This is a genomic window from Hahella sp. HN01 (assembly GCF_018986435.1).
In the GTDB taxonomy this organism is placed as follows: domain Bacteria; phylum Pseudomonadota; class Gammaproteobacteria; order Pseudomonadales; family Oleiphilaceae; genus Hahella.
Genome location: NZ_JAHMIN010000001.1, coordinates 32,037 through 44,768, shown reverse-complemented (window position 1 = coordinate 44,768; position 12,732 = coordinate 32,037). Strand labels below are relative to the sequence as shown.

The following is a 12,732-nucleotide window of genomic DNA, read 5'->3' as shown; positions in this document are numbered from 1 at the left end:
TAGGGCGAATTTGGAGAATGCAATTATGAGTAAAAAAGCGGGCCGCAAGGCTATTGTGAAAGCAAGAAATCCCCACGCAATTAACCCTTTGATGCGAAAAGGGGGAATCCACGAAAAGAGCGCTGGCGCTAAACGCGCTGCGCAAAAACGTCACACCCGGCAGCTTGCCGGGGAGTGGCGTTAACTTATTCCGCTATTTGCTCAACACACTCGATACGCCTCACCCCATCTCGACTATTTCTTCTCTTCCTCTTCTCTCTTTCTTATTACGATATTTTCGAGTCCTAAGTCTTATATCCGGCTTCTATTTTCGCGCGTTTGGCCTGTAAACCGTCACTGCTAGCTATTCCCAATGACATGCCCGAACCGTAAGAGTGGATATTGCTCCATGCATTTCTGATAATGTCCGCCAGCCTGACATTCTGAAAGTTAACTGATTAGAGAATGATTGATGACAGAGATTAATAACGCTGGTGAACCCTTGTCTCCTGCTGATGAGCTGCGCGCGAAGCTGGTGTCTGATACAGCGAGAATTAATTGGCGCGAGCTGGAGCGTTTTTATGCGAAGGGGCAAGTCGTATTGGTGTCCGCAGAGCTTGATTTGATAGAAATGGCCGCAGCGGTGGCCCAGGACGACAAACAAAAGGTAGAAGCCTGGATCAAATCCGGCGAGCTGGGTGGCGTGACGGCGGAGACGGCGCAGCGCTGGCATGACGAAAGCTATGAACTATGGGCGGTTGTTGTAGCGCCTTGGGTGCTGGTGCAAGATAAGCCCGCCTGAGAGTTATAGAAAAAGGCGCGGGCATTGGTAACGGAAAAGCAAGAAAAGCATATACGTAGCGCAGGGTGATAATGATGATGCAGGAGCTGTTCAGAGAAGACGCATACGCAAAAGAGTGTGTCGCCAGGGTAGTTGCGATCAAGGAAAACGCAGTATTGCTGGATAAGACGATATTTTATCCTCTGGGCGGTGGACAGCCCGGTGATACGGGTGAGCTGGAAAGCTGGGATGCTCGGATCTGGAAGGTGATAGACACCCGCAAAGACCCGGACGGCGAAGGAATCTTGCACATTCTGGACAGTTCAGAAGGCTTGAAGGAAGGCATGGAACTGACGCTTCGTATCGACTGGGAGCGTCGCTATGCGCACATGCGGATGCATACCTGTCTGCATTTATTGTGTTCCCTGATAGAAGCGCCTGTAACCGGAGGCAATATATCCGCGGACAAAGGTCGCCTGGACTTCTATCTGGATTATTCTCCCGACAAAGAGGAGTTGGAAAACCGAATTAACGCGTTGGTCACAGCGGGTCATCCTGTCAGTTATCGTTGGATTACCGATGAAGAGCTAGACGCCCAGCCAGAGCTGGTCCGAACATTGTCCGTGCAGCCGCCAAGAGGCGCAGGCCAAGTCAGGCTGGTGAGCGTGGACGGCGTTGATTTACAGCCCTGCGGCGGTACTCATGTAAAAAACACCGCTGAAATTGGCCCTGTTGTGATAGGGAAAATCGAAAATAAAGGCAAGGGTAATCGTCGGATAAACCTGGCATTGGCGAGCGTGTGATCATGTTGAAGAGGGTCTTGTCCTGCATCGGCTTAGCCGCCTCGTTGGCGATCAGCATATGCTCCCAGGTATGGGCTGCGCCCTCTGTGGTGGATGTTTCCACGTTGCAATGTGAAGTCACAGACAACGCGCCTCGTTGTGACGATAAAATTCAGTTCGATATGGGGTATGAGCAAGAGCTACGCGAAGGTCGCTGCCGGTATCGTTCCCTGGAGGGACTGCCAGTTGGCGACCGTTGGTTTGATCGCTGCGTTGACGGTTTTATTGGCGCCTATGCGCAGGTATGTCTTGTAGGACAAATGGGGCGCTTGGGTTGTGGGGCGATCAACCATAGCGGTGAGATTGTTATTCCGCTGGTGTATGACCACATAGAAATTACTCCTCATAGCGCTATTGTCGCCGTCAATTACAACGGCAAATGGGGGTTTTTTAACCTGGATGAAGACCGTCTGCTGCTGGCGCCTCAGTTCTCACGCATTACCAGTTTTAGCGAAGGCCTGGCCTATGTGGAGACGGAGAGTGAGGACATCACTGAGCCGGGCTGGATCATTAATGAGCAGGGCTTGCGCGTGGCTTCCGTACCCCGCAAGATTCAGGTGGCGGGCCGCTTTTCTGATGGGTTGGCTCCCGCTCGTTCGGATACATTGTGGGGATATATCAACAACAAAGGCGAATGGGCCATATCACCGCAGTTTTATTATGCTGGGGAGTTTTCCTCTGGTTACGCGACAGTCTTGGCCATAGACAAGCCACAGCAGTGGGCGATTATCGATGTATCCGGCGCTGGCGCCCTCTTTTTTGAAGGCGACCAGCATCGTGTGGGAGAGGTTGTCGGCGCTGCTGTGGCGGTGACCTTTGACTGCGAGAGCGAGCCGGCTGTGGCGACCAGCGTCAGATGTAAACGCATGTGTCTGGAGCTGAACAATCCTGAGCCGAAAGCCGCCTGTACCAAAGTAATTGAAACCCGTTGAAGGGGGCTTCACAAGCTTGTGAGATATCTCCTACACGTAGAGCAGACATATAGTATTTTTTTCGCTTCTCAAGATTACTAATATTTAACCCGCAAGATGCACTGACGGACGTAAGGATGCGAGGAAAGGAAGCGACAAGGACGATGAACAGCCATAGGAATCGGCAAGGGAAGCGTTCAAATCTCAAGGCGCAGCAAGGAATGCTGCGCCTTCTTGCGTTTTAAGGGCGCAATACGGGGAAAACGACATCGTCTTACGAGACACGGGCGAATGTCTCACAAACCAGGCAGAGAAAGCTTATTTTGTGGCCCATCGAGAATCCGTATTATGTGAATCGTAAGGAGACGAAAGCGAACACCCAGGGATTGGGAAGCAAGGATGCAACAAGGATGATGTCTTCACCGCAGGAAGCGGTCAGGGAAAATAGGGAAATTCGAAAGGCGCGGCTGGGAAGCTGCGCCTTTTGTTTTTGGGGCGGAGATATTTTTCCTTCGATCTTGGGCGAATGTCTCACAAGCCAAGCAGAGAAAGCTTATTTTGTGGCGCCCCATGAATCCGTAATATGTGAATCGTAAGGAGACGAAAGCGAACACCCAGGGATTGGGAAGCAGGGATGCAACAAGGATGATGTCTTAACCGTAGGAAGCGGTCAGGGATTATAGGGATATACGAAAGGCGCGGCTGGGAAGCTGCGCCTTTTGTCTTTCTGCGTTTCAATTGTTGCTATCGTCTTTAGACTCTAGCACTTCCTACCGTCTCGTTCCTACCTATTGCGGACTGTTCCAGCAGCGCAAGTATTGTCACCGCTAGCGCGATCGCGATGATCAGAAACAAGCCAAGCCCCGAAAAGCTGCTGCTGAATACCGCAACCACCAGCACGCTGGCCAGCACCCAGGCCCAGTCGAGATAAACAATCCACTTTGAAAACTTGTCCTGCCAGGCGGGAGAGCGCGCAACGAGAAAAACATCCACCGCCCATATCGCCAGCCCTATACCTAATCCTATGTAAACCTCTGTCGCCAGTCCGCCCACCTTGGCCGCGAACCAGGATGGGAACAGTATCAGATCAATCGCCAGAAGCAGTGAAAGGGCTGCATTGACATAAAGTGTTTTAGCCAGCAATTGGCGATTTTTTACTTGGGTCATAAGTCTTCTCCTGATTGAGGTGTCTGCGGATCTATTTTTGAAGCAGGGACTAACGCTAAACAATTACCTCTGAGGTAATGGCGGGTAGTTGCTTCTGGCGGGCATATTGGCCAAATTGAGGCGAGTGAAAGCGCAGCCATAAAGAAATTAGAGTCGGGAGTCATAGTTATGAGCGCATTTGGCGTGAGGTTACGGGAGCTGAGAGAAGCGCGACGGCTCAGTCAGCTTGAGCTTTCTTTGGAAGCAGAGGTGTCTTCGCGACATATCAGTTTTATGGAGACGGGTCGCTCCAAGCCCAGTCGAGAGATGGTGCTGCATATGGCGCGGATATTGGGAGTGGACATGACGACGACCAATAGTTTGTTGACGCTGGCTGGATACAGTCAGGTGTTTGGTGAGCGGCGTCTGGATGCGGCCTCCATGGCCCCAGTGCGCAAGGCTTTGGCGCAGCTGATGCAGTCGCACATGCCGTATCCCGCTGTGGTGTTGGACCGACATTACAACCTGATTCAGGCGAACACGGCACAGCAATTTATGATGCAACGACTTATGGTTTCCGGCATGGCGATCAGCGAGACGCCGAATTTCATGAAGGTCTTTCTGGCTCAGGATGGGCTGAGGTCTTTTGTCGATGATTGGGAATTGCTGGCCTGTCACATGCTGCAACGTATTTGGCGAGAGCATACGTTGGAGGCGGGTGCAGCGGAGGATGAAGCGTTTATTGAAGAATTATTGAGCATCGAAGGCATTCCTTCTGACTGGAAAAAACGCAACCTGGAGAGTCTGGATACTCCTGTCATCAACTTCAATATCAATCTGGACGGTGTGAAGCTGAGAATGTTCAGCTCAATCTCCAGCTTTGGCGCGCCCTTGGATATCACGGTCAGGGACATTCGCATTGAACATTTCTTTCCGCTGGATGACGCCACTGAAGCCTATTGGCGCAGCCATTGTGGAGGGCTTTAGGTCGGTTTCACTGCGCTTCACCGCCTTCTATTGACGGAAACGGGCTTTCTGTCTAGAGTAAAAGCTCTAACTCGTTTGTTACGTTATGGCTTGCCCGGAAAGTGACGTTTTTCGGTTGTAGCGATACACGTAATCAAGCAGCGGTATAACAACAACTCAGGGTGGGTGGAGCGTGAGAATTCAGCAACTCAAGAGTCAGGCGATCAGCCGCGCCAAACGGCTGTATGTGGCGACCATGATGCAGGTGGTTGGCCGTGCGTTGCAGGCGATTTCCCAGGAAGATAATGAAATTCAGCGGGAATTGTCGGCTTTTCCGGAAAACTTCACCTTCGCCATGAAGGTATTGCCCGCGGGTCCGGGGCTGATGTTGCGCAAAGCCGCGGATGGCTCATTTATTTTCTTGTCCGACTCCGATGGCGAGGCGGATTTAACCATCTATATCAAGCACATCGAACACGCCTTCCGCATGCTTTCATTCCAGGAAAGCACAGCGACCGCGTTCGCCAATGACCGTATGGTGGTGGATGGCGATATTTCCAGCGCGGTGCGGATGGTGCGAGCCTTGAACCGTCTGGAGGCCTTTATCCTGCCGAAACTGGTGGCGGAGATGGCGATTAAAGAGTATCCCTCTATAACACTCCCGGAAAAACTCATTCAGGGCGCGCGGATATATCTGCGTGTGGCGACCAACTTTTTGTCTGAGCAGAGGAAAGCAGCATGAGCAAAGGGTATTACGAATTTTTTTGCCCGGTCAAAGTGATCGCAGGCGAGGCTGCGCTGGAGCATATTCCTTTTGAACTCAGCGCATTGGGCGTATCGAATCCATTAATGATTACTGACAAAGGCGTGCGTGGCGCGGGACTGTCGGATTATGTGATTACCGCCTGCAGCGAAGGCGGTGTGGAGATGGCGTCTATTTTTGATGATGTGCCGCCGGACTCGTCGACTGAAGTGGTACGCAATATCGCTGCTGTGTACCGAGAGCAGGGAGCGGATTCCATCATCGCCGTGGGCGGCGGATCGGTAATCGATACCGCGAAAGCCGTTAATATTCTGGTTTCCGAAGGGGGCGACAATCTGGCCAAGTACTCTGGCGCCGGTGTGTTGAAGCGTCCGCTCAAGCCCTTCTTCGTCATCCCCACGACGGCGGGCACCGGGTCGGAAGTCACCTCGGTCGCGGTGATTGCCGATCGGAAAAAAGGCGTTAAGCTGCCTTTCGGCTCACCTTTCCTGTTGCCAAATGCGGCGATTATCGATCCGCGCATGACGCTGACATTGCCCGCACACATCACTGCGGCCACGGCGATGGACGCGCTTACCCATGCAGTTGAAGCATACACCTGTATGGCCAAGAATCCGCTCAGCGACGCCTATGCTTTTTCCGCCGTCAAGAAAATCAGCGAACACTTGTTGGAAGTGATGGAGAATCCGAAAGATCCGCAAGGTCGTCTGGAGCTGGCGCAAGCTTCAACTATGGCGGGCATCGCGTTCTCCAATTCCATGGTCGGATTAGTGCATGCGCTGGGGCATGCGCTGGGAGTTATTTGTCATCTGCCACATGGGATGTGCATGAGTTTGTTCCTGCCTTATGTGCTGGAATACAACCTGCGTAAAGGCAAAATTCGCGAGCCGTTGGCGGAGTTGTTGTTGCCATTGGCGGGAGCGCGGGTATACGCGAATACGCCGCCGGAACAGCGTGCGAGACGGGCGGTCGCTGCGATCAGAGAACTGCGCGATGAGCTGTTCGAGCGTTGTAAGCTGCCGCGAACTTTGAAGGAAACAGGCAAAGTGAGTCTGGATCTGCTGCCGAAAATCGCAGATGTGGCGATGGACGATGGGTCTATTATTTTCAATCCGGCGGAAGCGGACTTTGAGGAAGTGCTGGAAGTGCTGAAGAGCGCTTGGGACGATATGTAAACAGCAAGAGCCCGGCTGCGGAATGATCCGACAGCCGGGTATTTTTGCGAATCGCCGCCTTAGGTGGCGATCACTACGCGCACGGCGTCCAGCGTCAGCTGCGCGCCTTTCAGGTATTTCTCCAAGGTTTCCGTTTGCTGGATGAGGAAATCAATCTCATCCTGACGGATATTCGGATTCACCTCCGCCAGCGCTTTCAAACGCTCAATTTCTGTTTGCTGGGATTGCAGCATCAGGGCGATAGAACGCTCTACCAGCTCGCTTTTCTGCGCCGCCGCGGTTTTTTCCGCTTTGGTGATCAGTGGTTCTATTTGCGGGCGGGCATGACGCACCAGATCCTGAGCGGTGCGCTTGGGCACATTTTCCCCCAGCTGCTGCAAGTGAGCGGCAGTCAGGATTTTGCCCAGCTCTTTGCCGCTGCCGTCGATTAGCAGGCGCACCGGTTCTTTCGGCAGGAAGCGGTAAAGCTGCAATGCCTTCGGCGCAGGGCAGTTGAGGCGGAAAATGGTCTCCACCATCAGGGCTCCTGGTTGCAACGGTGGCAGTTTAATGGTGCAGAGCCCGGTGTTGCCGAACTCGCCGCACAGGATCATATCCATAGCGCCGGTTATGATTGGGTGCTCCCAGGTGAGGAACTGCATGTCGTCGCGGCTTAACGCCAGATCGCGATGGAAGGTCGCGGTGACGCCATCTTCCGGCAATCCTGGGAAGTGGCTGCACTGCATATGATCTCCTGGGCGGAAGATATACGCGCGTTCGCTGTGCTGCTCCTGGTCCACGCCATATTGGCTGAAGACGCGCTCAATGTAGTCTTCCAGCTCTTTGCGGCGCTCGTCTTCTGCGATCTGCTCAACCAGATCGTTCGCTTTCAGCGGGTCACAGGAATTGAGTTCCAGCAGTGGATCGCGGCCTTGTTGCAGCGCCTGCAGTGTTTCTTCTGTGAACTGGTGGGTGTCAGCGATCAATTGATTGAATTCATCCCGATCATCCGTTTGCTCCAGCTCGCTTTCCAGTCGCTCGGCGAAGCGCTGGTAAATCGCCGCGCCGGCGGGGCAAGGGCGACTAAAGGCGTTGATGCCTTCGTTATGCCAGCGTAGCAGGCGTTCCTGGGCGGAGTTTTCGAAGAACGGAACGTGAATATTCACATCGTGGCGTTGTCCGATACGGTCCAGTCGGCCAATGCGCTGTTCCAGTAAGTCCGGATTTTGCGGCAAGTCGAACAGCACCAGGTGTCTGGCGAACTGGAAGTTACGGCCTTCGCTGCCAATCTCTGAACAGATCAGCGCCTGAGCGCCGTATTCGTCGTCCGCGAAATAAGCGCCGGCGCGATCGCGCTCCAGCAAAGACAAGCCTTCATGGAATACTGCTGTGCGGTAGCCGCCGCGTAAACGCAGGAAGTCTTCCAGATCCAGAGCGGTTTCCGCGTGAGCGCAGATCACCAATACTTTTTCCAGACGATTTTGTTTCAGCCACTGCGCTAACCACTCTACGCGTGCGTCGGTTTTAACCCATTCCGCGCCCAGCAGACGCTCGGGGTGTAGCCGTTGCTCCAGGTTGGCGGAGGCGGTCAGAGTGGCGAGTTCTTCCGGTTGGGGTAGAGGATGTAAATGCAGGACGCGCTGTGGGAACCCTTTGATGGCGGAACGGGTGTTGCGGAACAACACCCGGCCTACGCCGTGTTGATCCAACAGCTTGCGCACGGCGCGTTCGACCCGGTGTAGGGCTTCTTCCCGGCTGTCCTCGTCGGCGTCGACCTCGAATTGCTGTAGTTCCGTCAGCAGCGTGTCCACCGCATCCTGTCCCAGGTAGCCGGCCAGCTTCGCCTGCACATCCTTGGAGTCCAGCAGACGCTTTGGACCGCTTTCACCCAGCAACTCTTTGACTAGGTCGTTGACTGGCTGATACTGGCTTTCCTCTTCCCGGAACCGCTCCAGATCATGATAGCGGGCGGGGTCCAGCAAGCGCAGACGCGCAAAGTGGCTTTCCAGGCCCAGCTGTTCTGGCGTCGCGGTCAGCAGCAACAGGCCGGGCGCCTTCTGCGCCAGTGCTTCGATGTGGCTGTAGGCGGGACTCTGTTGTTCTGGCGACCACTTCAGATGGTGCGCCTCATCCACGACCAGCATATCCCACTGGGCGTTCAGGGCGTGTTCGCGCCACTGTTCGTTGTCAGTGATGAAGTTCAGGCTGCAGAGCACTAACTGAGAACATTCAAACGGATTTTCCTCTCCGGACTCGGTCAGCGCTTCGCAACGCTCATTGTCGAGGATAGAGAACTGCAGATTGAAGCGGCGCAGCATTTCCACCAGCCACTGGTGCAGCAAGCTTTCCGGCACCACGATCAGCACGCGCTGGGCGCGTCCGCTCAACAGCTGGTGATGCAGGATCAGGCCCGCTTCAATGGTTTTACCCAGTCCGACTTCGTCCGCCAGCAATACCCTGGGGGCGTGACGGTGCGCCACTTCGTTGGCGATGTACATCTGGTGGGGGAGAAGTTGCACCCGCGCTCCCATCAGGCCGTAGCCCTGGGTCGCCTGCTGGCGGGTTTGGTAGCCGAGGGTTTCCTGGCGCAGCAGATAACTGCTCAGTTTGTCGACCTGACCGGAGAATAGACGATCTTTCGGGCTGACGAAGTGGACGAAGCTGCTTAACTCCAGCTCCGGCAGTTCGACTTTGCGGCCTTTTTCGTCAAGCGCCTCATAGATCAGATAGCCTTGTTGCTCCATCACCCCGGCGACAGTGTATTTCTTCTCGTCATTATCGCTGACGTTATCGCCTACCTGATACTGCACGCGGCTTAAAGGCGCGTTGGCGGCGGAATAGGTGCGCTGCTCGGTGGCGGCGGGAAAGCTGATGGTGATTCTGCGATTATCGTTTTCGGTGATGATGCCGAGGCCTAGTTCAGGCTCAGTGTTACTGATCCAGCGCTGGCCGATCACAAAATTCGGGGTACTCAATTTACTCATTCTCGCTGTATTTAACGGTGTGCTTCCGTCGTGGCGGGAGAGGGCGCGTAGGCTCTCCCATGACGCAACGGACACTGATTGCGGGCGGTGCGCGGTGACGAACAGGCGCAGTCCGGCGCAAGGGCGTTATGGTATCACTGCTGGGGATCTGTTTCCTGTTCGCTTTTTGTCAATGAGCGCGCATTTTTTCCAGTTTGATCCGCGCGGCGACTTTATCCTGCAGTCCTTTCCAGGTCGTCACGCCTTGGCTGCAGGCTTTTTGCAGGCAGATTAACGCCAGTTCAGCGGCGGCCATGGCGTCGCAGGCGGCATGATGGCGTTGATCGTTATAGAGGCCGAAATAGTGGGACCAGTCATCCAGGCTGCGCAGATGGGAGGGCGCTTCCGGACAAAGCGCTTTCAGCCATTCCGCCACGTCGTAGAATGGCAGCCGGCAACTGACGCCCAGATGCGCGCGGACTTCTTTTTCCAGCATGGCCTTGTCGAAGGGCGCATGAAAGGCTAGCAGGACGGCGCCGTGCGCATAGTTAAGAAAGGAATGAATTGCTTCTTTGGGCTGTACGCCCTGGCTGAGGGTTTGTTGGGACAGGCCGTGGATCAGAATATTGTCGTTTTCCAGGCGCGCGTCAGCATTGATCACCAGTTCGAATGTCTGTTCCAGGCAGATGCTCAGGCCGTCGATTTCCACTGCGCCGATAGCGATCACCACATCCTTTTTTGTGTTAAGGCCGGTTGTCTCCACATCCGCCGTTACCCAGCGTATGTCTTCAAGCGCCTGCCCCGGCGGAGGCGGCGACCAGCGCGTGAGGGCTTTGACGTCTGCGTCCATGGAAAAAAAGTCCGTTAATTGATCCAAGGTCATAATTGATAACTCCAGGCGAGCTTCCTTTGTAGTCGTTGGGCCTGGCGACACGCTTCCTTCAGAATGCGCTGGTCGAGATCGTTGAGCGCATTGGGCGCCACCAGGTTGGTCAGTTTCTTGCCTTCCCGCTTGCAGTGCAGGTGATGTCGCAGGCGCAGCAGTTGAATGAAGTCGAATGCTTCTTCCCAGGCGCGCGCATCCCGGGTTTCCAGAACATTGGCTTCGCTGAGCTGGCGCAGCCGATAAATGGTGTTGGAGGCTTCCACTCCGTGAGCGAGTGACAGGACCCGGGCGGCGTCGACAAAGGGCGTCAGCCCCTGCTTTTTCAGGTCCACGCCTTCCAAGCCATGCTCTTTACGGGTGACGAATCCTTTGAATAATCCCAGAGGAGGCCGATGTTCCAGCGCCGCCGTCGCCAGCATGCGTTGAAACAGTGTGTGCTGCTGGATGCGACGACGGATAGGGGCGAACATACGGCTCGCCAGCGTCGCATCGCCCCACTGCGTTCTCAGGTCGAAGAAGATGCAGGAGTTGAGTACGTTCTGCGGCGTTGCGGCGTCAATAAAGCCATTGAAGCGCTGCTCCCACTCCTGCGCGCTCAGACACAGTTTGGGATTGCCCGCCATGATGTTGCCCTTACAGAGCGTAAATCCACACTGGTCCAGAGCCGCGTTGATGCGCGAGGCCAGGGGCAGCAAGCGCTGACGGGCCGACTCCCACAGGCGCGAATCCTCCAGCTCGAAAATGATGCCGTTATCCTGGTCCGTCAGCAGGGTTTGCTCGCGCCTGCCGGCGCTGCCGAACGTAATCCAGCTAAACGGCACGCCTGGGTCGCCTTGTTCTTTGATGATCAGCTGGATGACCTGATGGGTGCTGTAATCGTTCAGCAGGGTCACAATATGGTTGAGCTGCTCGGCGCTGGCTCCGTGGGCGATCATGGTTTCCGCCAAGCGCGCCACATCGCTCTGCAATGCCGCCAAAGCGTCTACTGAGGGCGCGTTCGCCAGCGTGCGGGCGATATGCACCAGATTGACCCGCTGCAGGGAAAACAGGTCGCGCTCGGAAACAACGCCCAGCAGTTTGTCATTCTCCGCGATAAGAACATGGGCGAAATGATGTTTCGCCATGATCAACGCTGCTTCAAAGGCGGTAGCGTCCGGCGACAGGGAAATCGGGTCCGCGTTCATGCGACTGGATATGGGCGCATCCAGATCCGCGCCGGGATCGGCGATAAAGCGACGCAAGTCCCTTAACGTAAATATGCCGATGGGTTTGCGATTGGCGTCCGTCACCACCATGGAGCCGACGCCTCGTTCATCCATGATCCTGACCGCTTTGCGAATGCTCAGCGTCGGCTCGCAATGTACGGCCTGACGTTCAATAAACTGGCTCAGCGGCGTATTGAGAGAATAGTCTTCGCCCAGGGTGGACTGCGCTTGCGCCTGTATCTGCCGGTTGACCTGGTCCAGCAGGCTGCTGACCCCGCGCAGACAGAAATCGCGGAATACCGGGCAGACCGCCAGCATGCGGGAAAAGTGCTCTTTGCTGCAGGTAATGCAGAACGTGTCTTCCTGAGCTTTGTGCAACGTGCGGGTAGGGCGTTCGCCAAGTAGCGCCGCTACCGGGAAACAGGCGCCGGGGCCGATGTCGAATGTGGGGAGTTCGTTGGCGTGGCGGTAGCTGTCGCGTTCGCCGACGATATACCCCTGCTTCACGATATAGAACTTCTCCGGTGCGCCATCTTCCGGTCCGATGATCGGTGCGTCGGCGGGGAAAAACTCGATACTGGATTTTTCCAGCAGCGTCGCCAGTGGGCCGTCGTCCATTTGCTTGAAAGGAACGAAGGTGCGCAGAAAATTCATCAGGGAGCGGATATTCTGAGGGATGGCGCTGTCTGCGCCAGAGGCTTCCGCCAGCAGCGTCCGGGAAACTCCGTTTGGCGTGTTGTCAGGGGATGAATCGGACATAGGGGCGACCTTTTTTAAACTTATTTATAAATAGGCGCGTGTTCCTAAACTATACGTCTTTAGTTGTACTGCGTCCCGCCGCCAGGCTTGGCGTAGATCAATTTGCATGAGAAAAACGGCGAGGGCGCATCGCCACTGGATCGAAACGCCGGGCCGGCCAAGGTTTAGACTAAGGTCGGGGTTTTACGGTATGGGGCCTTTGCTACTATAACGACGGGACTAGCTGGGCTATTCCCGCGAGCATAGGGAGGGCCCCTGAGTTTTCAGAGGTTCTTTTTGTGCCCCGGTCGTATAGACACTACCGGGAACGACCTTCAATGGTGTGTGAACGCTGAGTGATGGACGTTATTGTCCATGTTAAACCGGGATAGGCAGGT

11 protein-coding genes are annotated in these 12,732 nt (G+C 55.1%); 7 read left to right on the top strand and 4 right to left on the bottom strand.

The genetic code is table 11. The features are described from left to right. Nucleotides 1-25 precede the first annotated feature (25 nt). From KP814_RS00195 to KP814_RS00180, 4 genes are all read left to right on the top strand, one after another. Nucleotides 26-184 carry a hypothetical protein gene (locus tag KP814_RS00195; protein ID WP_216734861.1) on the top strand — a complete coding sequence of 53 codons (159 nt, stop codon included), beginning with the start codon at nucleotides 26-28 and terminating at the stop codon, nucleotides 182-184. A gap of 267 nt (nucleotides 185-451) precedes the next feature. After that, nucleotides 452-781 carry a DUF2288 domain-containing protein gene (locus tag KP814_RS00190; protein WP_216734860.1) on the top strand — a complete coding sequence of 110 codons (330 nt, stop codon included), beginning with the start codon at nucleotides 452-454 and terminating at the stop codon, nucleotides 779-781. 74 nt (nucleotides 782-855) lie between these two features. Further along, nucleotides 856-1,563 carry an alanyl-tRNA editing protein gene (locus KP814_RS00185; RefSeq protein ID WP_216734859.1) on the top strand — a complete coding sequence of 236 codons (708 nt, stop codon included), beginning with the start codon at nucleotides 856-858 and terminating at the stop codon, nucleotides 1,561-1,563. Nucleotides 1,564-1,565: 2 nt separating this feature from the next. Further along, a complete protein-coding gene (locus KP814_RS00180; protein ID WP_216734858.1) occupies nucleotides 1,566-2,534 on the top strand; it encodes a WG repeat-containing protein in 969 nt (322 codons plus the stop codon). Nucleotides 2,535-3,266: 732 nt separating this feature from the next. Here the strand turns inward: KP814_RS00180 and KP814_RS00175 are convergent. Beyond that, complete coding sequence (locus tag KP814_RS00175) at nucleotides 3,267-3,680, bottom strand: hypothetical protein (protein WP_216734857.1); 414 nt, start codon at nucleotides 3,678-3,680, stop codon at nucleotides 3,267-3,269. Nucleotides 3,681-3,848: 168 nt separating this feature from the next. Between KP814_RS00175 and KP814_RS00170 the strand changes: the two genes are divergently transcribed. The 3 genes from KP814_RS00170 to KP814_RS00160 all read left to right on the top strand — a co-directional run bounded on the left by KP814_RS00170 (nucleotide 3,849) and on the right by KP814_RS00160 (nucleotide 6,563). Next, nucleotides 3,849-4,646, top strand: a complete 798-nt coding sequence (locus tag KP814_RS00170; protein ID WP_216734856.1) for a helix-turn-helix domain-containing protein — start codon at nucleotides 3,849-3,851, stop codon at nucleotides 4,644-4,646. A 172-nt stretch (nucleotides 4,647-4,818) separates the two neighbouring features. Further along, complete coding sequence (locus KP814_RS00165; RefSeq protein ID WP_216734855.1) at nucleotides 4,819-5,367, top strand: SCP2 sterol-binding domain-containing protein; 549 nt, start codon at nucleotides 4,819-4,821, stop codon at nucleotides 5,365-5,367. After that, the gene (locus tag KP814_RS00160) at nucleotides 5,364-6,563 is read left to right on the top strand and encodes an iron-containing alcohol dehydrogenase (RefSeq protein ID WP_216734854.1); all 1,200 of its coding nucleotides are present in this window, start codon (nucleotides 5,364-5,366) and stop codon (nucleotides 6,561-6,563) included. The genes KP814_RS00165 and KP814_RS00160 overlap by 4 nt, the downstream gene beginning before the upstream one ends. 59 nt (nucleotides 6,564-6,622) lie before the next feature. Here KP814_RS00160 and rapA read toward each other — a convergent pair whose 3' ends face one another. The 3 genes from rapA to KP814_RS00145 form a co-directional block, all read right to left on the bottom strand. Continuing rightward, nucleotides 6,623-9,526, bottom strand: a complete 2,904-nt coding sequence (gene rapA / locus KP814_RS00155) for an RNA polymerase-associated protein RapA (protein ID WP_216734853.1) — start codon at nucleotides 9,524-9,526, stop codon at nucleotides 6,623-6,625. A gap of 169 nt (nucleotides 9,527-9,695) precedes the next feature. Continuing rightward, nucleotides 9,696-10,388: a 3'-5' exonuclease gene (locus KP814_RS00150; RefSeq protein ID WP_216734852.1), complete on the bottom strand. Its 693-nt coding sequence runs from the start codon at nucleotides 10,386-10,388 to the stop codon at nucleotides 9,696-9,698. Beyond that, nucleotides 10,385-12,355 carry a putative nucleotidyltransferase substrate binding domain-containing protein gene (locus KP814_RS00145; protein ID WP_216734851.1) on the bottom strand — a complete coding sequence of 657 codons (1,971 nt, stop codon included), beginning with the start codon at nucleotides 12,353-12,355 and terminating at the stop codon, nucleotides 10,385-10,387. Before KP814_RS00145 ends, KP814_RS00150 begins: the two co-directional genes overlap by 4 nt. Nucleotides 12,356-12,732: the final 377 nt, after the last annotated feature.